This is a genomic window from Solibacillus sp. FSL R7-0682 (genome assembly GCF_038005985.1).
Lineage (GTDB): Bacteria > Bacillota > Bacilli > Bacillales_A > Planococcaceae > Solibacillus.
Genome location: NZ_JBBOUI010000001.1, coordinates 2,385,183 through 2,410,229 on the forward strand (window position 1 = coordinate 2,385,183; position 25,047 = coordinate 2,410,229).

General features: G+C 35.9%; 31 protein-coding genes. 6 read left to right on the plus strand and 25 right to left on the minus strand.

Features of this window, described 5'->3' with window-relative positions:
- Window positions 1–6: 6 nt before the first annotated feature.
- From MKZ17_RS12130 to MKZ17_RS12225, 20 genes are all read right to left on the minus strand, one after another.
- Window positions 7–1,329 (minus strand): LLM class flavin-dependent oxidoreductase, encoded by a 1,323-nt coding sequence (locus MKZ17_RS12130; protein WP_340723993.1) that lies wholly within the window; start codon window positions 1,327–1,329, stop codon window positions 7–9.
- Window positions 1,330–1,341: 12 nt separating this feature from the next.
- Entirely contained in the window at window positions 1,342–2,469 is a 1,128-nt protein-coding gene (locus tag MKZ17_RS12135) for an LLM class flavin-dependent oxidoreductase (RefSeq protein WP_340723994.1), read from the minus strand.
- Between the two features lie 12 nt (window positions 2,470–2,481).
- On the minus strand, window positions 2,482–2,853 hold the full coding sequence (locus tag MKZ17_RS12140) for a chemotaxis protein CheY (RefSeq protein WP_340723995.1): 372 nt from the start codon (window positions 2,851–2,853) through the stop codon (window positions 2,482–2,484).
- Window positions 2,854–2,867: 14 nt separating this feature from the next.
- The gene (locus MKZ17_RS12145; RefSeq protein ID WP_340723996.1) at window positions 2,868–4,166 is read right to left on the minus strand and encodes an O-acetylhomoserine aminocarboxypropyltransferase/cysteine synthase family protein; all 1,299 of its coding nucleotides are present in this window, start codon (window positions 4,164–4,166) and stop codon (window positions 2,868–2,870) included.
- A gap of 14 nt (window positions 4,167–4,180) precedes the next feature.
- Window positions 4,181–4,675 (minus strand): redoxin domain-containing protein, encoded by a 495-nt coding sequence (locus MKZ17_RS12150; RefSeq protein WP_340723997.1) that lies wholly within the window; start codon window positions 4,673–4,675, stop codon window positions 4,181–4,183.
- Window positions 4,672–5,031: a FixH family protein gene (locus MKZ17_RS12155; protein ID WP_340723998.1), complete on the minus strand. Its 360-nt coding sequence runs from the start codon at window positions 5,029–5,031 to the stop codon at window positions 4,672–4,674. Before MKZ17_RS12155 ends, MKZ17_RS12150 begins: the two co-directional genes overlap by 4 nt.
- Entirely contained in the window at window positions 5,028–5,798 is a 771-nt protein-coding gene (locus MKZ17_RS12160) for an ABC transporter permease (protein WP_340723999.1), read from the minus strand. Before MKZ17_RS12160 ends, MKZ17_RS12155 begins: the two co-directional genes overlap by 4 nt.
- Window positions 5,799–5,815: 17 nt before the next feature.
- On the minus strand, window positions 5,816–6,889 hold the full coding sequence (locus MKZ17_RS12165; protein ID WP_340724000.1) for an ABC transporter substrate-binding protein: 1,074 nt from the start codon (window positions 6,887–6,889) through the stop codon (window positions 5,816–5,818).
- Window positions 6,890–6,900: 11 nt separating this feature from the next.
- Window positions 6,901–7,770: an ABC transporter ATP-binding protein gene (locus MKZ17_RS12170; protein WP_340724001.1), complete on the minus strand. Its 870-nt coding sequence runs from the start codon at window positions 7,768–7,770 to the stop codon at window positions 6,901–6,903.
- 14 nt (window positions 7,771–7,784) lie between these two features.
- Entirely contained in the window at window positions 7,785–8,924 is a 1,140-nt protein-coding gene (locus MKZ17_RS12175) for an acyl-CoA dehydrogenase family protein (RefSeq protein ID WP_340724002.1), read from the minus strand.
- Between the two features lie 367 nt (window positions 8,925–9,291).
- Complete coding sequence (locus MKZ17_RS12180; protein WP_340724003.1) at window positions 9,292–9,657, minus strand: VOC family protein; 366 nt, start codon at window positions 9,655–9,657, stop codon at window positions 9,292–9,294.
- Between the two features lie 139 nt (window positions 9,658–9,796).
- A complete protein-coding gene (locus tag MKZ17_RS12185) occupies window positions 9,797–11,398 on the minus strand; it encodes an ABC transporter permease (protein WP_340724004.1) in 1,602 nt (533 codons plus the stop codon).
- A 21-nt stretch (window positions 11,399–11,419) separates the two neighbouring features.
- The gene (locus MKZ17_RS12190; RefSeq protein ID WP_340724005.1) at window positions 11,420–12,139 is read right to left on the minus strand and encodes a hypothetical protein; all 720 of its coding nucleotides are present in this window, start codon (window positions 12,137–12,139) and stop codon (window positions 11,420–11,422) included.
- A 1-nt stretch (window position 12,140) separates the two neighbouring features.
- On the minus strand, window positions 12,141–12,902 hold the full coding sequence (locus MKZ17_RS12195) for an ABC transporter ATP-binding protein (protein WP_340724006.1): 762 nt from the start codon (window positions 12,900–12,902) through the stop codon (window positions 12,141–12,143).
- 137 nt (window positions 12,903–13,039) lie between these two features.
- On the minus strand, window positions 13,040–14,308 hold the full coding sequence (locus tag MKZ17_RS12200) for a sensor histidine kinase (RefSeq protein ID WP_340724007.1): 1,269 nt from the start codon (window positions 14,306–14,308) through the stop codon (window positions 13,040–13,042).
- Window positions 14,305–15,000, minus strand: coding sequence for a response regulator transcription factor (locus MKZ17_RS12205; RefSeq protein ID WP_340724008.1), 696 nt, complete (start codon window positions 14,998–15,000; stop codon window positions 14,305–14,307). The genes MKZ17_RS12200 and MKZ17_RS12205 overlap by 4 nt, the downstream gene beginning before the upstream one ends.
- Window positions 15,001–15,222: 222 nt before the next feature.
- Window positions 15,223–15,609 (minus strand): hypothetical protein, encoded by a 387-nt coding sequence (locus MKZ17_RS12210; protein ID WP_340724009.1) that lies wholly within the window; start codon window positions 15,607–15,609, stop codon window positions 15,223–15,225.
- Window positions 15,610–15,879: 270 nt separating this feature from the next.
- Complete coding sequence (locus tag MKZ17_RS12215; RefSeq protein ID WP_340724010.1) at window positions 15,880–16,161, minus strand: hypothetical protein; 282 nt, start codon at window positions 16,159–16,161, stop codon at window positions 15,880–15,882.
- Window positions 16,162–16,171: 10 nt separating this feature from the next.
- Complete coding sequence (locus MKZ17_RS12220; protein ID WP_340724011.1) at window positions 16,172–16,561, minus strand: hypothetical protein; 390 nt, start codon at window positions 16,559–16,561, stop codon at window positions 16,172–16,174.
- Window positions 16,562–16,574: 13 nt separating this feature from the next.
- Window positions 16,575–16,940, minus strand: a complete 366-nt coding sequence (locus tag MKZ17_RS12225; protein WP_340724012.1) for a DUF2089 domain-containing protein — start codon at window positions 16,938–16,940, stop codon at window positions 16,575–16,577.
- 439 nt (window positions 16,941–17,379) lie between these two features.
- Here MKZ17_RS12225 and MKZ17_RS12230 point away from each other — a divergent pair, with 439 nt between their 5' ends.
- The 3 genes from MKZ17_RS12230 to MKZ17_RS12240 all read left to right on the plus strand — a co-directional run bounded on the left by MKZ17_RS12230 (window position 17,380) and on the right by MKZ17_RS12240 (window position 18,756).
- The gene (locus MKZ17_RS12230) at window positions 17,380–17,727 is read left to right on the plus strand and encodes a DMT family transporter (protein ID WP_340724013.1); all 348 of its coding nucleotides are present in this window, start codon (window positions 17,380–17,382) and stop codon (window positions 17,725–17,727) included.
- Complete coding sequence (locus tag MKZ17_RS12235) at window positions 17,728–18,042, plus strand: DMT family transporter (protein ID WP_340724014.1); 315 nt, start codon at window positions 17,728–17,730, stop codon at window positions 18,040–18,042. It begins immediately after the preceding gene.
- A 147-nt stretch (window positions 18,043–18,189) separates the two neighbouring features.
- Window positions 18,190–18,756 (plus strand): TetR family transcriptional regulator, encoded by a 567-nt coding sequence (locus MKZ17_RS12240; RefSeq protein WP_340724015.1) that lies wholly within the window; start codon window positions 18,190–18,192, stop codon window positions 18,754–18,756.
- A 105-nt stretch (window positions 18,757–18,861) separates the two neighbouring features.
- Here the strand turns inward: MKZ17_RS12240 and MKZ17_RS12245 are convergent, their stop codons facing one another.
- The gene (locus tag MKZ17_RS12245; protein WP_340724016.1) at window positions 18,862–19,755 is read right to left on the minus strand and encodes a 3-hydroxyacyl-CoA dehydrogenase; all 894 of its coding nucleotides are present in this window, start codon (window positions 19,753–19,755) and stop codon (window positions 18,862–18,864) included.
- Window positions 19,756–19,910: 155 nt separating this feature from the next.
- On the opposite strand from MKZ17_RS12245, the gene MKZ17_RS12250 reads away from it, so the two are divergent.
- Window positions 19,911–20,996, plus strand: coding sequence for a LuxR C-terminal-related transcriptional regulator (locus MKZ17_RS12250; protein ID WP_340724017.1), 1,086 nt, complete (start codon window positions 19,911–19,913; stop codon window positions 20,994–20,996).
- 26 nt (window positions 20,997–21,022) lie between these two features.
- Here the strand turns inward: MKZ17_RS12250 and MKZ17_RS12255 are convergent, their stop codons facing one another.
- Complete coding sequence (locus tag MKZ17_RS12255) at window positions 21,023–21,403, minus strand: SLAP domain-containing protein (RefSeq protein ID WP_340724018.1); 381 nt, start codon at window positions 21,401–21,403, stop codon at window positions 21,023–21,025.
- Between the two features lie 125 nt (window positions 21,404–21,528).
- On the opposite strand from MKZ17_RS12255, the gene MKZ17_RS12260 reads away from it, so the two are divergent.
- Window positions 21,529–21,912 (plus strand): SET domain-containing protein, encoded by a 384-nt coding sequence (locus MKZ17_RS12260; RefSeq protein WP_340724019.1) that lies wholly within the window; start codon window positions 21,529–21,531, stop codon window positions 21,910–21,912.
- 75 nt (window positions 21,913–21,987) lie between these two features.
- Here the strand turns inward: MKZ17_RS12260 and MKZ17_RS12265 are convergent, their stop codons facing one another.
- The 3 genes from MKZ17_RS12265 to MKZ17_RS12275 form a co-directional block, all read right to left on the minus strand.
- On the minus strand, window positions 21,988–22,719 hold the full coding sequence (locus tag MKZ17_RS12265) for an alpha/beta hydrolase (protein ID WP_340724020.1): 732 nt from the start codon (window positions 22,717–22,719) through the stop codon (window positions 21,988–21,990).
- A gap of 71 nt (window positions 22,720–22,790) precedes the next feature.
- Window positions 22,791–23,153 (minus strand): rhodanese-like domain-containing protein, encoded by a 363-nt coding sequence (locus tag MKZ17_RS12270; protein ID WP_340724021.1) that lies wholly within the window; start codon window positions 23,151–23,153, stop codon window positions 22,791–22,793.
- 76 nt (window positions 23,154–23,229) lie between these two features.
- Entirely contained in the window at window positions 23,230–23,844 is a 615-nt protein-coding gene (locus MKZ17_RS12275) for a DUF5052 family protein (RefSeq protein ID WP_340724022.1), read from the minus strand.
- A gap of 212 nt (window positions 23,845–24,056) precedes the next feature.
- Between MKZ17_RS12275 and MKZ17_RS12280 the strand changes: the two genes are divergently transcribed.
- Window positions 24,057–24,851: an alpha/beta fold hydrolase gene (locus MKZ17_RS12280; RefSeq protein WP_340724023.1), complete on the plus strand. Its 795-nt coding sequence runs from the start codon at window positions 24,057–24,059 to the stop codon at window positions 24,849–24,851.
- Window positions 24,852–25,047 lie beyond the last annotated feature (196 nt).

A 25,047-nucleotide genomic window follows, 5' to 3' on the forward strand; every position in this document is an offset into this window, starting at 1 on the left:
TACCTCCTATACGTGCTGTACATCATAGCTGGATGGCACTGGCTTCAAGCCTAAATTTTCTCGTAAAGTTGTGCCTTCATATTCCGTTCGGAAAACACCACGACGTTGTAGTTCTGGAATGACTAAATCGATAAAATCCGTAAATCCTCCTGGGAAATAGGGTGGCATTAAATTAAAACCATCCGCAGCGTCATTTTCAAACCATTCCATTAACTGATCTGCAATTTGTATAGGTGTTCCAAAAATAATGCGATGACCTCGTGAGCCTGCAATACGTAAATACAATTCACGGATTGTTAAATTATCCCGCTCAGCCAATTCAATAATAAGTTGCTGACGGCTACGATTTCCATTCGTTGCTGGAATATCCTTTGGCAAAGGACCATCCAAGTCATACTTTGATAAATCAACGCCTAAATAATCCGCTAAGAAATCTAAACCAATTTCAGGTGTAATTAACTGCTGCAGCTCTTCATATTTCGCCCGCGCTTTTTCTTCAGTTTCTGCGACATAAACAGATACCCCTGGCATTATTTTAATATCATCACGCTCACGACCCGCTGCTACTGCTTTATCCTTTAACTTTTTGTAAAAGCTTTGCGCATCTGCTAGCGTTTGCTGCGCCGTAAAGATTACATCCCCTTGCTTCGCTGCAAGTGTAGTACCAGCTTCTGAGGAACCTGCTTGCACTAACACTGGTCGCCCTTGTGGTGGCCTAGATGAATTAAGCGGTCCGCGAACTGAATAATACTGTCCTTTATGATGAAGGGTATGCAACTTCCCTTTTGTAATATATTCCCCAGTTTCTTTATTACGAGCTAGCGCATCATCGTCATAGCTATCCCAAAGACCCTTTACTACCTCTACAAATTCATCCGCCCGATCATAACGGAGCGAATGATCTAAATGTTTGTCTTGAGTAAAGTTACTTGCCTCTGCTTCGTAATACGAAGTGACGATATTCCATGCAGCTCGACCTGCACTTAAATGGTCTAAGGACGAAAATTTACGTGCAATATGGAAAGGCTCATTATACGTTGTTGAAGCGGTTGCTGTTAAACCGATATGCTTCGTTACAGTTGATAGCACACTTAATAGCGTCAATGGTTCAAAACGAACTTGCTCTGCTGGGTGGGATAGTTCATTAAACGATAAGCCATCACTTAAAAACAGCATATCGAGCTTCCCTTCTTCTGCCTTTTTGGCTACTTCCTTGAAGAATTCCACATTTTCACTCGCATCTGCCAGTGCTTGAGGATGACGCCAAGACGCAATATGATGTCCTGTTCCCATCAAAAACAAGCCTAGTTTCATTTGTTTTTTTGTCATAATTACGCCTCCTTAAACGACTTGCTTTTCGCGCTGTTCTAAAATTTGATGCACAAGTGGGATTACTTTTTCACCAACCTCTTGAATCACCTCTAAATGTGGGAAGCCACGTAACAATACTTTATCAAAGCCTAATTCAACAAATTCTACAACGCGTTCTGCAACTTGCTGAGGCGTTCCTACAAGTGCAATCGAGTTCCCTGATAATACTTGCGTTAAGCCTGCCCAAATATTTGGTGCGATGACAAAGTTATTGTCCTTTGATTCCACCATTAACTGATGTAAACGACCAACACCAACGGCACCATTTTTCAACGTATTTTCGTGCTTCGCAGCTAATACTTCAGGATCTACTTGGCTAATGATTTTGTTTGCCTTAGCAAAAGCTTCTTCCTCCGTATTACCTAAAACAACCTGGAATGACACGCTATAAGATAAATCTCGATTTTTTTCTTTTGCTAATTTGACAACCGATTGTAATTCATCCCCTGTCGTCTCTAACGTTTCCCCCCAAAGCATGTAAACATCGGCCACATCGGTCGCAACTTCTTTAGCAATGGGTGAAGAGCCACCAAAGAAAATTGGTGGAATTTCCTTTAAAGGTAACGGTAAGTTTGCACCTTTTAGCGTGTAAAACTCACCATCATAATCAAATGTTTCACCAGCAAATAAGCGTTTTATAATGTCGATATATTCACGTGTACGTTTGTATCGATCAGTATGGGATAAAAAGTCACCGTCGTTTTCTAACTCCTTCGGTGCACCACCTGTCACAACATTGACAAGTACACGATTCCCCGTCCAATAATTGATCGATGCATACTGCTTAGCTAGTTGTGTCGGTGCTGTAGAGCCTGGACGTACAGCAAATAAAAACTTGATTTTTTCCGTATGCGCCGTTAAATGTGACGCTGCCACAAGAGAATCTACACAGCTCCCGCCAATTGGTAAAAGTAATGTCGAAAATCCTGCATTTTCTGCTGCTTGTGCTATTTGCGTAATATATTCAACAGATGGCTCGCGATCTGAATCAATGCCTACGCCAGACCATGTTTGTGCATTTTTTGATACAGCTGAATTCCCTACATATTCACTATCACCAGAAGTTGGTGCCATTGTAATAAACTCTACCTTTGTCATTAAAACTCCTCCTTAAATTGTAATTGGACTACTAGCAACTACTTGATCTGCTGGCAATTTTCCTGAGATTTGAATGCTTCCTTCCTTTAAAGCCTGTGCCACTTGCGCAAAGCTTTGATTAGGTTCAATATTATAAAATGAAATATTTTCTTCCTGTGCCTTTTTATACGAAAGCTCACAAAATGTTGCTGGCGGCGCAATAAAAGTAGTTGCACCAAGCTCAATTACTTTACGTAATGTTGCTCCTCTTCGCCCCTCCGTTAAATCAAGTGCTGGATTTCTGTGATCATCAACTGAATGATCTTTATGAACAATTCGTAAAATTGTTCCCTCTACAATTGGTGTTACAATTCCTTCATCATTTACTACAACGGCAATCGCCATTATAATCCCTCCTCTTATTTCAAGACTCCCACAGCATTTGTTGCCTTTTGTAATGCTTGCGTTAAGTCGTTTTTAATATCTTCAATATCTTCTAAACCAATGGATAATCGAATTAATCCGGGCGTGACCCCACTTGCAAGCTGTTGTTCAGCAGTTAAACGTGAATGCGATGTACTGGCTGGGTGTATAACAAGGGATTTCGAATCCCCTACATTCGCCACATGAGATAATAGCTCAACGTTATTAATAAACGCCTTTGCTGCCTCTAAACCACCTTTAATACCAAAGCTAAAGATGGAGCCTGCTCCTTTTGGTAAATACTTCTCCACTAAATGAAGCTGATTATTTTCAGGTAATGTTGGGTAATTGACCCACTCTACTTGATCATGCTGTACTAAAAATTCTGCTACCGCTTGTGCATTTACTACATGCTGACGCACACGTACCGCTAACGATTCTAACCCTTGAATAAATAACCATGCATTAAAGGGGGATAATGTTGCACCTAAATCATGACCTAATTCAAACCGTGCCTTTGTAATAAATGCCTTCTCGCCAGCAGCCTCTACAAATGAACGATCCCCAATTAATTCATTCGGTTCAATGAATGTTTTGAAGCGTGGTGCCTTCCACTCAAACGTTCCACCATCAATAATTGCGCCACCTAATGAAGTACCGTGACCACCAATAAATTTCGTTGTCGAATGAACGACAATATCCGCGCCAAATGTAAGTGGCTTTGATAAGTATGGTGTCGCAAACGTATTGTCTACAACGAGCGGTACATCATGACGATGAGCGATTGTTGCTAACGCTTCAATATCAGCAATTTGTAAACTTGGGTTGCCAATCGTTTCCGTAAATACTGCACGCGTTTTTTCGTTAATTGCTGCCTCCACTTCTTGTAAATTCGTTCCTTCAACAAAGCGTACCGTTACACCAAAACGAGGTAATGTTTTAGAAAACAACGTATATGTTCCACCGTAAAGAGCATTTGTCGCAACAATTTCTTCACCTGCCTGAGCCAAAGTTAATATGGCAATTAAGATCGCTGCTTGGCCTGAGGAAACTGCAAATCCAGCTACACCATCTTCTAGTGCGGCTAACCGTTCTTCAAAAACGGCATTTGTTGGATTGGCATTACGAGAATATAAATAACCACTCGCTTGTAGTTTAAATAGGCTAGCTGCATGCTCCGTATCATCAAATACATAAGAAGTCGTTTGGTATAAAGGAACTGCACGGGATTTAGTTATCGGATCCACGGTTTGCCCTGTATGTAAAGCAATCGTTTCTTGATTTAAATGTGTCATATCAATCTCTCCTTTCATTCTTCCATTAATTTCGCAAAATGGAGAAGCTGTTCTTCTGTCAATTCACCTTTGACTGTATGAACAATTTCACCATTTTTTATATACAGCGTCGTTGGTAAAGCCATAATGTGAAAATGATTTTTTACATCCCCATCTCGGTCAAGTAAAATTGGAAAACTTAATTTAAATTTGGATAAATAATGATTAACAAGCTTTGTAGGCTCCTCGACATTTATGGCATATAGGTCAATCCCTTTTTCCTGTAAAGAGGGATATGCTGCTTCTAAGGCTGGCATTTCACGCTCACAGGGCGGACAGTACGTGGCCCAAAAATTTAAAATAACACTCCCTTGCTGATCAATCGTTACCTTCTCATTTTCCGTATTTAGTAATGCAAATGTATCTCGCTTTGCTTGTGCTTCTTTTTTCTTTAACACAGTTGAAAGAATAACCGAACAAATAGCGACACCGATTAGGCTTATAATGACGATTTGGATATATCTTTTCATTGCAATGTCACCTCTACTTCGGGCATTTCATGAAGGTTTTCATAGGTCACATGGGCAATCACCTTATAGGTGCCCACTAAGTCAAAGCTCGTTTCAATTGTGTAGGCGCCATCTCCTGTATTTGTTGGGATTACTGATCCTAGCGATTGTCCTTGTGGGTTAATAAATTCAAACTCAATTTCTGCTCCGTTTTTTATTGGCGATCCATCATAACGAAGCTTCGCCGTAAAAATGACTGGTTCAAAAGCTTCCACATGATCGTCACTTGCATTAAATGTAACTTGTAACCCATCTTCACTTGCTTGAGCACTACAACCAACGAGTAGAAGCATTGTAAGAAATACGATCCGGATCATTTGCTATCCGCCTTTAAATTTGTCCAGAACAGCAGACGCTTTTTAATTTTTTCAAAGGCGATCATGACCGTTACAATGATGACACTGTTAAAAATAATGCCAGCCACAACGTAATGGTATTGAGAAAAATCACTATAATACTGGATGAAAAAGCCCATACCAGATGATGCCCCAAACATTTCAGCAATCGTTAAAATTAAGAACGCCATTCCAAGTGAAGTACCTGCACCGCTCAAAATATGAGGAGCACTTGCAGGCAGCACAACCTTAAATAAAAATGTCGGGCCTTTTAATCCTAATGATTTGGCATTATCTAAATAATGCTTTTCTATTAGCAACACCCCATGAATCGTTCCTAAAAAGATTGGCCAAAACGAGCCAATGAAAATGAGCGAAATCGAAGCAGTTTGGAACGTCGGCAACAAGGCAATTGCATAAGGAATAAATAATGTTGGTGGAATCGGACTTAACGCATGAAAATAAGGCATTAAAATTTCACGCGAACGTCTATTCAAGCCAAAAAATAGCCCGCCTGCAATCCCGACAAGTAACGCTCCAAAAAATCCAGGGATGAGAAGCTTCATTGAACTTCCTACACCACCAATTAACTCGCTTAATTTTGAAACAAATGATTCAACTACAATATGTGGCTGCGGAAATATAACCGGGTTTATCCATGTTGCGTATTTTGTTACAAGCGCCCAAATCGCAATCATTATAATTCCTATCAAAATAGTAAGATTATAGCGTTTAAAAAATGTGAGCATCACCTCTCACTCCTTACTTAAATATTTTGTTCATTAAAGCGAACCAATTGTTTTGCATAGTATTGATCTTCAGGATTTTCTTCAATTAGCTCATTTAAAGCCCGTTCGTATAAATCTATATTGACATAATCATTAATATTAATATCGTCTACATTTTCTACATAGCCGATCTCCTTCATTTGCTCCCACATTGTTGCTACCTTTTCTTTGCTTGGATCAGATGAATAATTGGAATGTCCTTCATTTACAATTTTGTTAATTACATTGTCATCTACTTTCATGTATTCCTTGGCAGCTGTCACAGCAGCTTGAGGATCCTCAACTTTTTTTCGTTCTGCACGAATTAAAGCTTTTAAAAATCGTTTATATGCTTCTCCATCTTCATCTGTTAATAACTCTGAACGGGTTACGACACGGCAGCAAACATGCCCGTCTTGCAAATCATTACTCCAAGCAACTGCCTCAAGTCCCATATCTACAGCCTGCGCGTAAAAGGAATTCGCTGATACAGCAACATCTACCTTCCCAGAAGCAACAGCCTCTAGAAGCATACTTCCCGTTTTAAATTCAACAATTTCTACTTCATTTTCCCAATCGATGCCGGCCTTTTCTAATGCAGATCGGAATACGATATCAGATGTGAAAATACGAATTGTTCCAACCTTTTTCCCTTTATAATCTTCTAGAGAGGTATACTGTTCCGCATTTTCTTTTTTCGTTAAAATTGGATGACCTCCCTCTAAATGACCACCAATAATTGAAAAATCCGAACCATTTGCAATGAACGTTAATGGTCCTGCTGTACCGAATGATACACCAACGTCCACTTTTCCAGCTTGTAACGCATTTAATCCATCAGCAGAATTGGCAAAACCAACGCGATTAACCGTTAAATCTTCATCTTTAAAATATCCTTCCTGATGGGCAATGTCGACAAGTGTCCCACCAGCGGACTGGCTCAGACCAACTGTAATTTCATATTTTCCTTTTACATTAGATGATGTGACATCCTTTTCACTACCACATGCCCCCAGTAATCCAGCTACGACGATTATTGGTGCTAGTATTCTTACTTTTTTCAAAGTTATCATTCCTTCTCCCCCTATATGCCTGCTCCATCTGAAACTTCTGCATTTAAGCTATTTAAAATTTGTTCATTCATTTCATTTAATAAGGACTCACGGAACGAACGAAACTCTGTACTTTCAAACAATTTTTGACGATCCTTCGTTTTGTGACGGAAAGGGACATCAATGCTTTTCGTAACGGCGCCCTCCTTACTAGGCGCAAATATAACGATACGGTCTGCCAAGTAAATCGCTTCATCCACATCGTGTGTTACAAACACAACTGTTCGATTTTGCTCTGCGCTTATTTGAACGAGCAAATCTTGTAGCTGGATTCGTGTTACTGGATCTAGCGCCCCAAATGGCTCATCCATAAGGAGTAAGTCTGAACCATAGGATAATGCCCGTGCAATTGCTGCCCGTTGCTTCATGCCTCCAGACATTTGTCCAGGATACTTTTTAATGGCATGGCCCAAATTTACAAGTGTTAAATACTGTTCTGCAATATGAGCTAATTCCTTTTTAGTCATTTTTGGATTACGTTGCTTTAATGCGAGCATCACATTGGATTGTGCATTCAACCAAGGAAACAATGAATAATCCTGAAAAACTACACCACAATCTGGATGCTTTGTTTTAACAGAATGTTCATTGATGAAAATGTCACCATCCGTAAATCCCTCTAAGCCCGCAATCATTCGTAAAAATGTGCTTTTCCCACAACCGGAAGGCCCCATAAATACTAAAAATTCACCTTCTTTTACATCTAGATTGATATCGTTTAATATTTTTGTCGTGTCATAGCTAAAATGTATGCTTTGAGCTTTTATTTTTGTTTGGCGCTCATTTTTTTCCAGTGTTCCCTTATTACCTACTTCATTCTCTCTTTCTAATAGCTGAACCATTTACTCACTCCTTTTTATTCATTCACTAAAAATTTGCGACCTAAATGTTGAATGGCTGTATCGACAGGAACATGTAACGTCATCGTTCTTAAATTTCGCCAATAGCGATCAAAACCATAACGACTTGTTGTGGCGCGACTACCCATTACTTCAAAAATTCTAGACGTAATATCAAGGCCTACTTGCGTCGTAATAATTTTTGCTGTATGTAAGGCTGAATCAAGCTCATCTCTATCCTGTGCAGTTATCGAATGTGGTCGCCCCCACAAACTTTGTAGAATGTTATCTGCTTTCTCAACTACTAAATTAGCAGCTTCAACCTTCACATAAAAAGTTCCATAATGATGCTGAATTATTGGATCTTCAATAGCTGATACATGAATGGGTGAACGTGGTCTCGTTTGTTCACGGGTATAAATTAAAGCTGTTTCAAGTGCACCTTCTGTAATTCCTAAGTACAGGTGATTTAACACAAAGGTTGCAATGTTTAATCTTAATTTAGAAAATTCACTATCATTAAATCCACGCTTCAATACTTCATCATCTTCTACTTTTACTTGCTCAAAAATGATTGTGCCACTATCCGTTTGCCGTTGCCCCATATTGTCCCAATCTTCTTTTACCTCTACACCTATTCGTTTAGTAGGAATTACAGCAAGCAAAGGCTCATCCTGTCCTTCTACTAATGCCGATATAAGTAAAATATCCGAATCAACACTGCCTGAACAAAATGTTTTCGTACCATTGAGAAGATAACCATCTGCCGTCTTTTCTGCCTTTAGTTTTATATCTACAGGATTAAAGGCATTTCCCCAGAAATAATTATGGCTCGCTGTTTCACGGTAAAAATGCTCTTTTTGTGCTTCTGTTCCACATAAATGAGGTGTTACTAAGTTAATAAAGTGATAGCCAAACACGTGGGCCAATGAGCTGTCTACTTTTGCAAATGTGCGAATTACTTTAAATAGATCAAGCCAATTACCACCTAAACCACCATATTCAGTAGGAATTAAAAGCTTTAAAAGCCCGCTCTCACGGATTAAATCTCGCTCAAATTTTGCATTACCTCCAGCTTTATCACGTTCAACTGCTGTTGCAGCAAACTTTATAGCCAACTCCTGAGCGATTTCTTCAATGTATGCAACTGCCGTCATAGGATGCACTCCTCTTTTAAAAATAGAATTTTCTTTCAATTCAGTAATCTTAATTCGTAATATTACACGTAGAAAAAAACGAAGTCAACCCACAATTTAAATAATTCTTACAGGAATAGTAAACTTTAACGAAGTAACGCATTAACTAAGTAAATTTTGGGATAAAAACAATTTTTGTTGTTTTTTATAAATTGTCCAGTTAAAAAGACGCTGCGACATAAGTAGAAAGCTTTTGTATTTATTGAAGTGAAGGGTCGCCCCCTCGGAAAGCGTACCCGGAATAGAAACCAGTTTTACGCGCAAAAAAAATACAATTTCCCCACAGAGAAAAATTGTATTTTTGATTTGTCCTAGCTTCTATTCATCCTCATTTTAAATGTTGAATCATTTCTACCCTGTTGCCAAATGGATCTCTAAATTCAAAACGGTCAAAGTTAGGAATCGGGACAGCATCCATTAGTTGTATTCCCTCATTTACTAATTTATTTTTCCAATAAGTAAGATCCTCTACTTCATATGCGATATGTGCCTTCGTTTGCGTTCTGTCAAAACCATCTTCTGTTCCAATATGCACTTCTCGATCACCGACTTGAATCCAAAAACCGCCACGCCCTTTAAGCGAATCGGGTTTTTCAATTTCTTGTAACTGTAAAATGCTACAATAAAACTTCCTGCCAGCTTCTTCAGTTCCCTTTGGAATTGTTAGTTGAACGTGATGTAAACCTTTAATCATATTGCTGCCACCCCTTAATTTGAATAATTTTACAAATCGTTTCTTTTCTTAAGGGTAGCATATTCAATTAGAAAGTGCGTTTTCTATTTCCTATACACATTAATAAGGTGAGCTTATCATTGATTGTGCTTAAATTATTCTATTCCGTAATTAAACTGTAAGCAGAAATTTTTTTAAGTTTTATAGATACAAACATGGAGACAATGTAAGCTAATAGTAGAATTCCTAAACATAGCATTACAATACTCGGTAAATTAACAAGAAAATCTAAACGCTTAACCCCTGCACTTGATAGTAAAATTGAAAGCATTGGATTTGTGTAAAAATACCCTAGTACACCACCAATGGTCACGCCGGAAATAATTACTGGTAAAAAACTAATGGACATTTGATGCATCAGCTGAATTGTCGAATAACCTATTGCTTTCATTACACCAAACTCTTGTTTACGTTTAATAATCATTGTTTTAATAACCAAATACAAAATCATTACAACTACTAGAACAGTAATTGTCAAAACCATTACCATAACTGCGAACACTGCTGCTGTATACATACCTGTTTGGCTCTCGATATTTTCATCAATATCTAATGTTTCAACTATTGCATCCCCATACTGTTCCTGTACGTTTTCTATAAAGCTTTTGTTTGATATACCATCCAAATATACATAAAGAGTCGTGCCTTTATAATCTGAATGTAATTGCTGTATTCCTTCCATCGTTAAAGCACCTATTTGTCCTAAGTTTCCAATTGATTGGCTAAGCCCCGTTACTAGATAACTACCTGTTTCTGCCCCATATGCTATCTCAACTGTATCTCCAATTCCTTTATTAATTTGATTGGATACAACCCAGGAGATGGATATCTCGTTTTCATATTTTGGCTGACGCCCTTCATAGACAGTATTATTTTCTAACTGATCGTATTGCTCAGTAACATTCGTATATACGGTTTGACCATCCATTTTTGTTGTAATAAGGTCGAGTACATTCACCTTCCTTACTTGGTCCATTTGTTTAACATGACTCATTAGCTCCCTTGTATCTGTATCTGGCTTAACATATAACAGCACATTTGCAGGTTCAGAGCCGAATAAGTTAACAAATGCGGTTTTGTCGGAAGCGATATTAAAATAAAGGACGACTGAAAATACAGATGCGAATGTTAATGCGACAATTATTAAAAGTATCATAAAGTTCTGTTTTACATTTGTCAGCATCGATTTAATCCCAAGTAAAAAATGAAGGCTGCCTCTCGTATTTTCCAATGGAAAGTGGTTTTTTCTAAAACTATGTGTAGAAATGCCGCCACGAAGTGCCATGATAGGTTGAATTTTTTGAACCCGAAAGGCGGAAATCAATGTAACAATAACAACACAAAGAACAACAGTGAAAATAGTAACTAAATTAATAAGCATATCGAATTTTTGATGCCATAATAACCCAGATAACGTTGAAACAATACTTCCAATGAAGGGCATAAGACTATATGATAATCCAACTCCGATCACACTTGCACTACTAGCAATTAACACAAACTGTAAAATAAAAGATGTAATAATTTGCTTATTAGTATAGCCAATCGCTTTAAGTACACCTATATTCGTCATTCCGTCTTCAATGCTATTTGATACACGGTACTTAATGACAATAAGTGAAACAAATACGATAATGCAGGCAAAAGCTACTAATATCATTGAAATGACATTAATGGTCAATGTACTTACATTTTTAACCATTTCAATATCTAAACCCCAAATTTATGAAGTTGTTCCTCCTACTGCTGATTGAGGGAATTCCATCGTAAAATCATTTAGTAACATAGGTGATTGTGTTTGGTCATCCATCACCGCTGACAGGACGATTCCTTCTGTCAGTTCATCTAATTCACCTGCTAATTTATGATAAGGAGCAGTAGGCAACATGAATTTCATGACACCAATATTCGTTGTACCCAACATGGTTGTTTCGAAAAATCCAGCAATTTGAAAGGCATAGTCTTTATTTTGATACGTAATTGTGAAGTTATCACCTAATTTATAACCACCATTTGTTTTGAAAATATACGGAATAAAAATATCGTTGGCACTTGTAGAATTTAGTTTTTCAACAAGTTTCAAAGTCCCTATATTACGATGATCATCTGCATTAAAAATAACTGTACTACTCGTTAAATCACTATTTCCAAATTTATATTTGGCATTCATGATAATGGCCTCTTCTGTTTCTTTTTCAGTTACCCCAGCATAGTTCGTTATGAATTCTCCAATATCATCATGATAGCTCGCATAATCCATCATGATGATGGCATGAGGGTCTTTTAATTGTTCAGCTTTATTATCAAAAAACGTATTTATTTGAGTAATCACCATTAGACCGATATTCAATAGCAATGCAGCAACTAGAATAAATATAAATAAAGACACTGTTGCAGATTTACTTCTTCTAATATTAGCAATTGCGAGATTCATGAGTTTCATCTTACCACCCCATTTCGTCAAGGAATGCCCCAAGCTTTTCATGACGCTCAAAATTCTCTTGGTCGCTGTATACACCTAACGGCAAGTCCCCACAGATCACGCCATCTCGCAAATATAAAATTCGATTTCCGCGCAATGCGGTTTTCATATCATGAGTTACCAAGACAATACTTTGCCCATTGCGATTTACATTTGTGAATACATCTAATACATTTTCACTAGATGCCGAGTTCAAAGCTCCCGTTGGTTCATCAGCAAATAGTATTCTCGGATTATTAATCAATGCTCTGACAATCCCAACTCGTTGTGCCTCCCCACCAGAAAGTTGTGTCGGAAATTTAGTCCATGAGTTTTCATTGATTCCTACCTGTTTTAGGAGCTCTTTCGCGTGTTTAACGAGCTCACGCTTATTTTTATTTACTAAAAGACCACTTGCTAGTACATTATCTAATACACTCATATTGTCTAATAAATAAATTTGCTGAAAAACAAATCCACAATTATTTCTTCTAAATATCGCGAGTTGATCATTATTTAATTTCACTAAATTTTTTCCACCAAAATCGATTTCACCTAATGTCGGTTTATCCATTCCGCTTATAGCATAAAGTAAAGTTGACTTTCCAGAGCCTGAACTCCCCATTATGACTGTGAAATCGCCTTCTATTAAACTGATATCAAGGTTTTTTAAAACATGCTGCTGAATTCCACCGCTCGAAAAGGTTTTACACAGCTTCTCCGTCTTGATAATTGTCTTTGTCATGTTTTTAGCACTCTCCCATTATTAAGTTCATATTTGTATTTTCGAATAAACGAAAAAAGACCGTAATGAAGATTACAGTCTTATCATACAAAATGAATTCTTATTAAATCTTTGTGCAATTCTTAACTAAACCTTAATTATGATGCAAGCTTGATTTTTAAAACTACAGTAAAACCATCTTTTCGAATGTTACAATGAATTTCGCCATTCATATTTTCCATAAAGTACTTCGAAATATAGAGCCCTAAACCCGAACCACTCTTGCCTTCAACATTTTTTCCACGATAATATTTATTGAATAATAGAGGTAATTCTTCTTCACTAATTGCGTTGCCAAAATCTAAAATGTGAAGTTCAAGATAGCCATCTTTGATTTGAGACGTAATCTCTATCTTTGTACCGGCATATTTATATGAATTGCTTATAATATTATCGATTACCTGCTGCATACGTAGCGGATCCATTAAAATAATACATTGTCGAATGGGTTCATATTTAATTTGGTGATCATAATTAACATTTTCAATCATCTCAATAAGTAATTCGCTCGATTCTTCGGTTACAGTTAATTTCAATTGTTGCAGTTCTTCTAATGTGGCGTGAAACATATCTGTTACAAGCAAGTTAATTTGCTCTGCTTTCGAATAGATCGTATTCACTTGCTTTATAACCTTTTCATCTTTTGCTCGCATTAGCATCAATTCACTAACTGCCTTGATTGAAGCGACTGGTGTCTTAATATCATGACTTAATGTAGCCACAAGCTCTTTCTTACTACGATTAGATTCATACTCTCTTTGACGAGCAGCATTTAGTTCTTCACGCAGTATATCAAAACTTTCCGAGAAAGCACCAAAGGTATTGTTCTTATCCATATTTAATGGCATGTTTAAATTCCCTCTAGCCACGTTCACTGCGAAATATTGTAGTTGCTGAAAAGGCTTCAATACCGTTCTGTAAATATAGATAATATAAAGAATACAAAGAATCATTAAGAGACTAAAAACCAAAATTATAAAGGTGCCAAGTTCACTTTTCATTTGCTCCACTAATTGTTGTTCATTATTAAGAATAATTACTTTCCCAACAACTTCGTCATGTAGCTTCAAATCGATAATTGTGTCCCTATTTTTTATGGCATCGTACACATTATTGAATTGATTCCCTGGTGTTTTGTAAATCACGTTACCTAACTGATCTATAATGGAAAATGGTTGTTTAATGTCGCTGTTTTGAAAAGTATCTTCACTTACTTTCCCCCAATTTTTCTCCGCAATTTTAACTACCTCGTTAATGGCTACTAAATCCACTTCTATACTTTTTTTATTGTGAATTATACTGATCGAGAAAGGAATTCCTGTTACAAAAACAATTAAAATTAAAACAATAAGTAGTTTTATTCTCATTGATTAGTATCCTCTAAAACATAGCCTGTTCCCCAAACAGTCTTTATATATTGCGGGTCCTTTGGATTACGCTCAATCTTTTCACGTAAATGCCGAATATGTACGTTTAGCGTCCCATCCCCTACAAAAGAATCTCCCCAAACATTTTGAAATAGTTCATCTTTTGTAATAATGCGATTTTTATTTTTAGCCAAATAAGACAATAGTTTATATTCCATCGTTTTCAACTGAATATCAATACCGTTAACACGAACACGTTGAAGCTTCGTATCAATTTGGATTTGTCCAAACTGTAAAACATCTTGATGATTAATAGAGGCACTGCCATTGCCATATCTTTTAAGTACTGCCCGAACTTTTGCTAATAAAATACTTAATGTATATGGTTTTTGAATGTAATCGTCGCCGCCAATATTAAGTGCAATTAAAACGTCATCATCACTAGAACGAGCGCTAATAAATAAAATCGGTACTTGCGTTGATTTACGTAAATTTTTACACAAATCAAACCCTGATTCATTGCCAAGATTAATATCTAAAAGAATCAATGAAGGCTCGTTTTCTAACAAAAAATGTCGACACGCCTCCGCACTTGTCACAAATGCAGTTTTAATATCAAACATATTAAAATATTCACAGGTGGTTTCAGCTAAAGCAATTTCATCATCAACAATTAAGCAATCTAATTTCATTTTAACTCTCCTCATTTACTTAATAGATGCTTTGTTTCACTAAAAAATGAGGCTTATATCGTCTGGTGTTCTACATGCCCATTACATTCAATTGTTGGTAAAGATTCATTGGCTACAATTACAAAATATAAAGTCATGGACTCTCTCCTTTATTAAACGAAATTCATCGTAAATATTGTTAAAATATTGTTTGGCAAGATTAAGGTCTTTCAATTCTTTCAATTACGGTTTAACAATTAAAAATGTATTATCTTTTATAGTATAGGTACCAAATTTCCTCGGGATTATAACCGTTTTGATAGCATATTTTTCATTCGCAAATACTAATAAAAAACGATCATCAAGTATATCAATTCCGCCATTATCCCCTTTAAATTTTATTTCCATTGATTCTTCAATCATTTCATTTGTTGTATACGGGCCAAAGAGACCAACTTGAGTCCATCTGAAAACAGCTATATTTGTTAAATCAATTTGTGTTTCTCCTTGTTTCAATAGAGTCTCGATTTCCTTAGCAACAATCTCGTCTTGACTAGCTCTATTCCATATATAAGTAACAATTATTCCAATAGCTGTAATAATGAGGAGTAGGTAAACTATTTTCTTCATAAAACCTCCATGCCATATAGTATATTTGACTAAATAGTTCGGGAATTTTAAATGCACTTATTAAATACTATATATACTATTTCAAATTGGAAATGAAATTCCTTTTTTTATTAAACCATACTTTTGCACAATAAAAAAAGAGCTGACGATTGATTTCATGATCTTCAACTCTCAACTTTCACCCTATAGTTGGGCTTCATATTGTTTGCTTATTTATTTAATTAAGTAAAAATCGTTAATAAAATGTGTTATTTCGAAATCGTCAATACATTATAGTCTAATCTTTACTTCAGTACCGTCCTTTGCTTGAACATCTATTAGCGTGAGCCCTTTATAATTTTTCATCTCCTGAACAAGCGGCTTTACGGTTTGTTTATCTATTAATGGTAACGTAAAGTCAAATTTTCTTCTTTTAAAGTACTCGTTTGTCCATTTGTTTAATTTTTTCTGGAAAAAAGATGAAACAAAAATGGATATAGCAATGTTTAACAGAGCATATGGAATTGGGATGCTCAGCCGAACGTCTTCCGTTTTCACTTTTATAAGTAACATAAGTTTTTCTCTAATCAATGAAGACAGAAACGGTATCTCCGTTTGCCGATTTCACATCGATAATTTGACCTTCTAATTCATTTTCGATTGTTTCGATAATCATGTTTATATCAAGATCTTTCACATATTTCTCTGATTGTGGAATACTCGCTGCGATGCTATGGCCAGCTACTAAAACAGCCTTGACAAGTTTTATAGGCAAATTGACCGTGACATTATCGTTTTCAGCTGACACAACACGTATTTTCAATTTTTTATCTAAGTAACTATTCTTTTTTTCAAAAGGTTGATTCTCTGATTCTTCTTTCTCTTTTAATACTTGAACTAGTTCTGATGCCATTTGTGCATCAATCTTCCCCTCTTCAACCATTGTTAACACTCTTTTAATTTCTTCTTTCATAGTTAAGCCCTCCCTATTCTTCTTTTAAAAGCTTGATCGCTTCCTCAGGTGTGATTTCACCATTTTCCAACATTGTAACTACTTTTTTCTCATCAATTTCATTTTTCTTTTTCTGCTCATATCCAAGAGCTGAAATAATGTCCGATAGCTTACCACGTACCGTTGGATATGAAATTCCAAGTTCCTTTTCAACTTCTTTAATATTCCCTCTACAGATTAAAAATACTTCCACAAAATGAAGCTGGTCCTTTGATAAAGAAGCTACTTTAGATAATTCAAATTCATTTTCAATCGTAGTGTGACAATGAGAACAGTGTAACTTTGTTATTTTCAAAGTATTACTGCAGACAGGACAATCTGTTATTACTTTATAAGCCATAGTATACTCCTTTCCTTTAAGATAATTTGATTATACAACAGCATCCCCTAAAAACAAATTAAAATAATTAATTTTCACTTTAATAAAATTAATTATTTTCACCAAAATATTAATATTATCAAATTTAAATTTAATTATTTGGCGTACTAGCCTAACCACTCCAGAGGTGAGGATCTTACAACTCCCTTAATATAGCATTAAGTTACTCGTTAATATTGCACGGGCAATAACATACGAAGACATTTTAGCGATCGGGCAAATGTTACCCACTAAGGGCGTACTTTTATCGCCATTATTAAATTGTCTGGAAAAACATTAATTTGATTTTTATTTGCCTCTATGTTAAATTATGAATGAACGTCATTCATTTTGATGTGTGTTGTTATATTTTAAAAGAAATATTAACGATATTAAATTTTTGGATTTTAGGAGGTTCATAATGAGTAAGTCTTGGTTTTATGTAATTTTGACAAGTATTTGTGAGCTATTATGGATTTTTGGCTTTAATGTTGCAAGTACTTGGTGGCATTGGGCAATAATTATCCCTCTAATTGCAGTAGATTTCTGGTTCCTTTCTAAAGCATGTGAAGGATTACCAACTGGTACGGTCTATGCCATATTTGCAGCCGCTGGTACTGTAGGTACGGCATTAATGGATATTTTCATCTTTAATGAAACATTTACTCCAATTAAAATCGTATTTATTTGTGTCATTGTTTTTGGGGTTATGATGTTAAATATTGCAGATACATTAGATGAACGAAAAACGCAAAAGGAGGCGGCATAATTGGGTTGGTTCTATGTATTTTTAGCAGCAATTTTAGAAACTATTGGCGTTATTGGCTTAAAAAAATTCAGTACAACGAAAACTTTAAAAAATGGTTTTACTTTAATAGCTGGTTTTGCTGGTGCGTTTTATTTTTTATATGCGTCATTTGATTATTTACAAGTAAGTATTGCATACGCCGTTTGGATTGGTATAGGTACGACAGCAGCTGTTATCATTAATATGCTATTTTTTGGCGAATCAAAAAGTGTTGGAAGAATTATTGCAGTATTCATTATTGTCATTGGTGTATCTGGCTTAAAATATGTTTCATAATGGAAATAGAGCATAGAATATTTTCTTGCTCTTTTTTAAATGAAATTTTTCTGTTAAGTAGCATGTTATTGTTCTTTCTGTCATCTTTCGTTATGATAAAACTAATTAATGAATGAAAATCATTGAATGCGATGAGGTGGTCTTTCTTTGGATAAAAAACAAAAAATTGTAGCAGCAACGATTAATCAATTTACGACAAAAGGCGTTGAAAGTACGAAAATATCTGACATTGTAAAAGCTGCCGGTATAGCTCAAGGTACATTTTATTTGTATTTTCCATCTAAATTCTCAGTAATGCCTGAGATTGCCAAATATGCTGTAGAGGAAATTATGAAAGGCATTCATTCAAGTGTCAATCTATCAGACCCTTTCAATGAGAAAATAGAGCAACTTGTGAAAGCTGTATTTCATATTACTGAACAAAAAAAAGAGCTTTTTGCCGTTCTGTATGCTGGTTTAGCACAAAGTGAGCATTTAAAACAATGGGAGTCGATCTATTCCCCATTTTATGATTGGGTTTACAATTTTTTAGAGGAGTCATTAAGAAAAGGTGAAATTCGATCAAATATTGATTGTGCACGAACTTCTAGAATTTTAATCGGATTAATTGAATCTACAGCAGAGCAATTATATTTATATGATTCTCCTACAGAAGATGAAATAGAAGCGCAATATAATGAACTAATTCTTTTTACTAAAAGTGCATTAAAATAATCGTTTTTTAAAGACAATTTCATTTGCTCCTACATGAATAACCCACTCAAAAATACTAGCTTATTTGAGTGGGTTATATTCAATTGGACATATAGTTAATTTATTTTAGTTTGACTTTAAGAAGTCAGGGTCCATATAAGCTGGGTTTGGATATTTGTAGAAGCCCTCTCCAGTAGCAATGCCCATTTTTCCTTGGTCAATCATTTCACGTTTAATTTTATCTGCAACAAATTTAGCAGCTGGATCATGTTGTGCGCGCATTAAGTTTAAGTTATATGGCGTTTCCATACCGACAATATCGTAAATCGCAAATGGTCCACGTGGCGCGCCCGTAGAAATCATCCAGTTTTTATCGATTGTTTGTGGATCGGCAATATCCTTTACCCAAAGCTCCATCGCAGCAGATAAAAATGGCACTAATAATGTATTTAAAATATAGCCTGGCTGTTCTTTTTTCAGTACAAATGGAATCATCCCAATTGCACGAGCAAAATCTGTAACTTCTTCTACATATTTTACTTCCGTTCCTGGGTGCCCCATCACTTCAGCCGTATTGTTTTGCCAAATTGAGTTGGCAAAGTGTAACGCTAAAAACTTCTCAGGGCGACCCGTAAATTCAGCAAACTGACTTGGTAGCATTGTCGAAGAGTTAGACGCAAAAACCGTTTTTTCTGGTGCCAATTTCGCTAAGCCTTCGTAAAAGCTTTGTTTAATTTCAATACGTTCTGGTACTGCTTCTACAACTAAGTCTGCATCCTTTACTGCCTCACCCAAATCTGTGAAATAGCTTAAATTTGCAAATGCCTTTTCAGCACGCTCTGCATCTTTAAAATAATCTCCGTATACCTTTTTTAAGTTTTCCATGCGGCCTTTTGCTGTTTCGATCGCTGCTTCGTTAATATCGTAAACGCTTACATCAAAGCCATGAAAAGCAGATTGAAATGCGATTTGACTTCCTAAAACACCACTACCTGCAATCGTTACTTTTTTGAAATTCATTTGACATTCTCCTCTTTTTTCGAGTTCAAATTCTCGTTTGATAGTTACTACTTTTGTTTGCTACACCATTTATTTTAATGATTAAACATGACATAATATACATATAAAAGAATGGATTTTTTATTAAAACAATACTATGAATGTAGGTAATTTATATGACAACAAGCGAATTTCCTTATTTATTATTTTTTAAAATGTACCGAGGAGAGCTTCAACAGGAGACAGCCATTTACATTGAAAAACAAATTTCGTTAAATGGCGAAGAAAAAAGAACATTGCATTTGATTAGTGTGTCGTTCATTCAATTTTTAGCGAATCAAATGAAGAAACAAGCGATTCATACAGATGCTCTCCAATATTGGGTACAGGTTCACCATAAAGGGTTCCCTATCGAAAAATCGAAATATTTCCCACAAACAATTGAGCATGTAGTAAATCAAGTATTAACAGAAATTAATCATTCTCATACGTCACAAATACTAGAATTGAATGCTCAAATAATGCAGCAAATTATGAAGTCCTTTTCAAAATGGATCGATGAGCCCCAACAAACGATCTCGTTATCTTCACAATTGAATAGCCAATTAGATGCCTTTAGCCTTCAACTAATCCAATTAAATGGGACGGAAGATTTACCAATTTTATTAACAAAGGCTGAAGAGATTTTTCAATTTAAACGCTGTATCTTTTATAGTTACAACCCTTGGCTCAATGAGTTTTCTGGTGTTATCGGATTTGATCTCCCTAAAATTCAACGGATGCAAGGTAAAATTGACTTAGAACTTGTATTTGCGATGAAAAAGCCTATTTTCTTAAAGGATCCTGCGCCGTATGTACAGCAAGTGGCCATCGATTTATTCGGCTTATCTTCTGTTATCTTTATCCCCGTATTATTTGAGCAGCAATTATACGGCTGGGTATCATTCGATCAAGTAGGTGAAAAATTTGAATGTAGTAAGGAACAACTATCCTTATTAGAAATGGCGGGTAATCGAATCGGCATGTATTTAGCACGCAAACAACTACGGAATAACTGGAATCATCGCTTCGATTTAACCGAAAAAGAATATGCAATTTTATATTTACTTGCGGAAGGCTATAGCAATAAGGAAATGGCCGAAATGATTTTTTTAAGTGAATTTACAGTGCGGGACTATGTACAAAAACTCATGCTTAAATTAAAAGCAAAAAACCGTACACAAATCATTTCGACAGCTTTTCGCATTGGATTAGTCGATTAAAATGACTTCGGAAAAAAAACCGAAGTCTAGTTCTCTTCAATATGAACAGATGGAGGCGTCATATTTAGATCATTTTCTATAATTTCAACCTCAAAAATAAATGTCCATGGCATCGATGCTTTTGGAGGAATAACAAGTGCTGGTATTGTAAATAATTGTGTAAAGTAATGCCCTTGAATGTGGCAACCTACTTTGGTTTTCATAAATCGTAATACATCTTCTTGAAAATTGTGGATTAAAACCGTCACCAGTAATTGGTTTCGGTGATTGACGGCGACTCGAACTGGTACACATTGAATTAAATTTTGACTATTGTCTTTCGTTTGTTCAAAAAGCTGTTCAATGAATACTCGATCTTTTACTGCAATAGTTTTATCCCATGCAGCTTCAAATTGTAGCTGTTGCATGTTTCTCCTCCTCTCTGTTTTTATATTAAAAAAATTTATTTCCCTCAAATCATAAATAATTTTTACGTTTTCACGTAATACATGTTACAGTTAATAGGAATCTTATAAGTTAGTAGGCGAAGAAAATGATTGAAGTAAAACTATCTCCTATCAGTGAAGGAGAATTTAACCGTGGTGTATTCTCCACAGAAAATATTAAAAAAGGGACGCTGTTTCATCAAGCTCCAGTAATAAGTTATCCGAACGAGCAACACGAGCATATCGAAAAAACCCTTTTAGCCGATTATGCATTTGAATTTGGGATTGGACAATCCGCTATTTTATTAGGGTATGGTATGTTATTTAACCATTCCTATACACCAAACGCAACATATGAAATTAATTTCGATAATTTTACATTCGATTTCTTTGCCTATACGGACATTGAAGCCGGCGAAGAAATTTTTATTAACTATAATGGTGATGTAGATGATCAAGATCCACTTTGGTTTAATAAAGAAGAAGAATAGGTAGTGCTTTCTCTCAAGGAAGCTCGGGTTTGTATTTATCCTATACCCGAGCTTTTTTATTTGAGCGGGTGGCCCTTATTTATTTTTAATAAAGGAAATAATATCCCTCGCTAGCAAATCACGTTCTTTCCCTAAGGATATCAAATGACCGCTTTGCTCATAGCATTTTTTTTCTACATAAGTGCTTTGTACAGAATCCGCAATTAGATCAATGCTTTCCTGGAAAACAACTTCGTCTAATGCGCCCTTTGCTACAAATAATGGTTGTTGAATTTTATGCATTTCATTGCCTGCGCCCACAATAAATTGTTGTAATGCAATAAGCTTTTCAGGTGGACGTGGAAAATGATGCTGTAAAAATGCCTGAAGTTCCTCTTCTGATTTCCCTTTTAGAAACCGAATGGAATACTGTTCAACACGCTTTTCTAGACCATCAATAGGACGCTCGAGTACTGGAGAAGAAACAATACATAGTGCTGTGCATTGCATATATTCATTTGCCAAACGAATGCCTAAAACCCCGCCAAGGGATTGCCCTACAATCGTAATATCCTCAAAGCCCTTTTCCACTAACGAATCAAAAGCACGCCTTGCACCGGCCCATATTTTGTCCATCGAAGAAGCAAATAAATGTTCTGGACTTGCTCCATGTCCAGCTAAATTTGGTGCATAGCACGTATACCCTTCTTCATGAAGTGCAGTCGCAATATGACGCATCTCCTTTGCGTTACTTGTAAAGCTATGTAACAGTAATACTGCCTGATTACCGGCACTTAAAAAAATATCCTCTACAACGTTGTTCATCATGTTAAATACTCCTTAATGTAAACAAAAATAAATAATACCTGCCACATATGTATGACAGGCATTACATCCGATTATAACTCCCCACGCTGTTGATAAGAGGTAATACCACCTTTAACATTTGTAATCCGAGGGTAGCCTAACTTTTTTAACTCTTTACATGTTTCGAGCGAACGCAAACCCGAACGACACATGACCACAATTTCCTTATCCTTTGGAAGAGCAGCAATTCCCTTTCCATGAGGATCATTAATAAATGGTGCGACATGCATTTTGTTAAAATCGCTCATACTTCTTACATCAATAAAAAGTTTATCTTGATCGCGTAACATCGTTTGCAATTCGTCTGTTGAAATCGTTTTAATCCCTTCGACCGGACGCATTTTCCAAAAAACGATAGCTGCGCAAATACCTAAAATAATGATTAATTCAATCACGCGTAGTTCCTCCGACAACATTCATTTTGTCTATTGTATCACGAATTAATGCTATCTTCAGATAACTTTATGACCATTATTCCCCTGATGCTAGTAAGCTTAAATCATAAATTGTATAATCACAGCGGTAAATGAATAAATAATGCCCGTCAATTAATAGCCCTGTTGATTTATCCATTTCTGTCGAATAATAGCTTACATCTTCTCCTGCAAAAGTAGCAAGCGGTTGTCCTGATTGCGAGCGTATTAATACAATTTTATCTTTCCCAGTTGTCATATTCGCTAAATCATTTACCATGCGATTAATAAATGGCACTGAGCGATCAAAGCTTTGAAGATCAATTTGTTTTGAATATGCATCAAACATATCGACTAAACCATCTTCATACGCGATTAAACTACTTCCAACATGTAGCATTTGCTTCCCACCGACCGTAATATTCAGCACGGCCGATTTCTCTACAGTATTCCCATCTACATCTTTTAAGCTAAATTCTTCATCTGCTTCGATACTTACACTTTTCCCAATGACACGGTCAATTAATTGACTGTTTTCGTCATATGTTTGGATTGTTAATTCACGACCGACAAAATTCTCCTTGAGATTACCAAATTTCATCTCCAACCAATTACAACCTGATAAAACAAGTGTCGCTGCTACTATTATTGCAATAAATGACCACTTTTTCATCAACCTCACTCCTTCATTATGTATAGAAACACTACTATTTACTATTAAATAAAGAAAAAGGTTTCATCCTTTCAAATATAAAATAGTATTTTAGCAAAACTAGTAGCTTTTCATAGACAGATAAAAACTATCACGTTATATTGAAACCATTACGTCTCACTTTCGTCTAACTAGATATACAAATGTATAGAATTTTAAAAGGATGGAATCAATTGCTACACTATAAAATTTACAGCCAAGATAAACAGGAATGGGTTGTCCTTGTTCACGGTGCAGGTGGAAGTTCAACAATTTGGTATAAGCAAATACGAGCTTATCGAAAAGAATTTAATGTACTCGTTGTCGATTTAAGAGGTCACGGATCGTCTAAGTTTAACTGTACACCAAAGCATTATACGTTCGACCTTGTAAGTAAAGATATTATGGAAGTTTTAGATCATGTAGGAATAAAAAAAGCACATTTTGTTGGGATTTCACTTGGAACTATTTTAATTCGCCAGCTTGCAGAGACACACCCTGAAAAAATGTTAAGTATGGTGCTTGCAGGAGCAGTCATTCGCATTACGCCGCGCTTGCAGTTTCTATTAAGTATCGCAAACAGATTTAAGCGTATTGTCCCTTATATGTGGTTGTATCGTTTCTTTGCATGGATATTAATGCCGAAAAAATCCCATGAAGGCTCACGTTCTTTATTTGTTCAAGAGGCAAAAAAAGTACAGCATCGTGAATTTATACGTTGGTTAACGTTAACGACGAATGTGGCAAAGTATTTAATAAAGTTCAATGAAAAGGATACGAATATTCCAACCCTTTATTTGATGGGGGCTGAGGATTATATGTTTACCCATACAGTAGCAGAGCTTGTGAAGACGCAAAAAACAAGCGAGCTAATAATAATCGAAGACAGTGGACATGTTTGTAATGTAGATCAGCCAAGTCGTTTTAATGAGCTGTCGTTAAATTTTTTAAATACCATTCAGCCTCATGAAAATCCTCAATTGGTGTGAATGTGCAGGAAGCAGCTAAATATTTAGCTGCTTCTTTTATTGATGCCATTCTAACATCATTATATGGTTTTCCTTTATTTTAATTAGGGCCACAAATGTATCAAAATCATTATTTTCAAAAACGTGAAAAAAGTGATCCGCTAGCTCTGAGAATTTATAAAAAGACAAAGCAAACTACCACTTCTTTATAAGTTAT

What these genes read in the sequence shown, in the direction of transcription:
- MKZ17_RS12175 (WP_340724002.1), bottom strand. Translation starts at nt 8,924, where the DNA reads ATGACGGCAGTTGCATACATTGAAGAAATCGCTCAGGAGTTGGCTATA.
- MKZ17_RS12180 (WP_340724003.1), bottom strand. Translation starts at nt 9,657, where the DNA reads ATGATTAAAGGTTTACATCACGTTCAACTAACAATTCCAAAGGGAACT.
- MKZ17_RS12230 (WP_340724013.1), top strand. Translation starts at nt 17,380, where the DNA reads ATGAGTAAGTCTTGGTTTTATGTAATTTTGACAAGTATTTGTGAGCTA.
- MKZ17_RS12200 (WP_340724007.1), bottom strand. Translation starts at nt 14,308, where the DNA reads ATGAGAATAAAACTACTTATTGTTTTAATTTTAATTGTTTTTGTAACA.
- MKZ17_RS12185 (WP_340724004.1), bottom strand. Translation starts at nt 11,398, where the DNA reads ATGGTTAAAAATGTAAGTACATTGACCATTAATGTCATTTCAATGATA.
- MKZ17_RS12145 (WP_340723996.1), bottom strand. Translation starts at nt 4,166, where the DNA reads ATGACACATTTAAATCAAGAAACGATTGCTTTACATACAGGGCAAACC.
- MKZ17_RS12165 (WP_340724000.1), bottom strand. Translation starts at nt 6,889, where the DNA reads ATGATAACTTTGAAAAAAGTAAGAATACTAGCACCAATAATCGTCGTA.
- MKZ17_RS12155 (WP_340723998.1), bottom strand. Translation starts at nt 5,031, where the DNA reads ATGATCCGGATCGTATTTCTTACAATGCTTCTACTCGTTGGTTGTAGT.
- MKZ17_RS12130 (WP_340723993.1), bottom strand. Translation starts at nt 1,329, where the DNA reads ATGACAAAAAAACAAATGAAACTAGGCTTGTTTTTGATGGGAACAGGA.
- MKZ17_RS12265 (WP_340724020.1), bottom strand. Translation starts at nt 22,719, where the DNA reads ATGATGAACAACGTTGTAGAGGATATTTTTTTAAGTGCCGGTAATCAG.
- MKZ17_RS12215 (WP_340724010.1), bottom strand. Translation starts at nt 16,161, where the DNA reads ATGTTACTTATAAAAGTGAAAACGGAAGACGTTCGGCTGAGCATCCCA.
- MKZ17_RS12275 (WP_340724022.1), bottom strand. Translation starts at nt 23,844, where the DNA reads ATGAAAAAGTGGTCATTTATTGCAATAATAGTAGCAGCGACACTTGTT.
- MKZ17_RS12220 (WP_340724011.1), bottom strand. Translation starts at nt 16,561, where the DNA reads ATGAAAGAAGAAATTAAAAGAGTGTTAACAATGGTTGAAGAGGGGAAG.
- MKZ17_RS12205 (WP_340724008.1), bottom strand. Translation starts at nt 15,000, where the DNA reads ATGAAATTAGATTGCTTAATTGTTGATGATGAAATTGCTTTAGCTGAA.
- MKZ17_RS12260 (WP_340724019.1), top strand. Translation starts at nt 21,529, where the DNA reads ATGATTGAAGTAAAACTATCTCCTATCAGTGAAGGAGAATTTAACCGT.
- MKZ17_RS12255 (WP_340724018.1), bottom strand. Translation starts at nt 21,403, where the DNA reads ATGCAACAGCTACAATTTGAAGCTGCATGGGATAAAACTATTGCAGTA.
- MKZ17_RS12225 (WP_340724012.1), bottom strand. Translation starts at nt 16,940, where the DNA reads ATGGCTTATAAAGTAATAACAGATTGTCCTGTCTGCAGTAATACTTTG.
- MKZ17_RS12210 (WP_340724009.1), bottom strand. Translation starts at nt 15,609, where the DNA reads ATGAAGAAAATAGTTTACCTACTCCTCATTATTACAGCTATTGGAATA.
- MKZ17_RS12170 (WP_340724001.1), bottom strand. Translation starts at nt 7,770, where the DNA reads ATGGTTCAGCTATTAGAAAGAGAGAATGAAGTAGGTAATAAGGGAACA.
- MKZ17_RS12135 (WP_340723994.1), bottom strand. Translation starts at nt 2,469, where the DNA reads ATGACAAAGGTAGAGTTTATTACAATGGCACCAACTTCTGGTGATAGT.
- MKZ17_RS12250 (WP_340724017.1), top strand. Translation starts at nt 19,911, where the DNA reads ATGACAACAAGCGAATTTCCTTATTTATTATTTTTTAAAATGTACCGA.
- MKZ17_RS12140 (WP_340723995.1), bottom strand. Translation starts at nt 2,853, where the DNA reads ATGGCGATTGCCGTTGTAGTAAATGATGAAGGAATTGTAACACCAATT.
- MKZ17_RS12150 (WP_340723997.1), bottom strand. Translation starts at nt 4,675, where the DNA reads ATGAAAAGATATATCCAAATCGTCATTATAAGCCTAATCGGTGTCGCT.
- MKZ17_RS12195 (WP_340724006.1), bottom strand. Translation starts at nt 12,902, where the DNA reads ATGACAAAGACAATTATCAAGACGGAGAAGCTGTGTAAAACCTTTTCG.
- MKZ17_RS12245 (WP_340724016.1), bottom strand. Translation starts at nt 19,755, where the DNA reads ATGAATTTCAAAAAAGTAACGATTGCAGGTAGTGGTGTTTTAGGAAGT.
- MKZ17_RS12190 (WP_340724005.1), bottom strand. Translation starts at nt 12,139, where the DNA reads ATGAAACTCATGAATCTCGCAATTGCTAATATTAGAAGAAGTAAATCT.
- MKZ17_RS12160 (WP_340723999.1), bottom strand. Translation starts at nt 5,798, where the DNA reads ATGCTCACATTTTTTAAACGCTATAATCTTACTATTTTGATAGGAATT.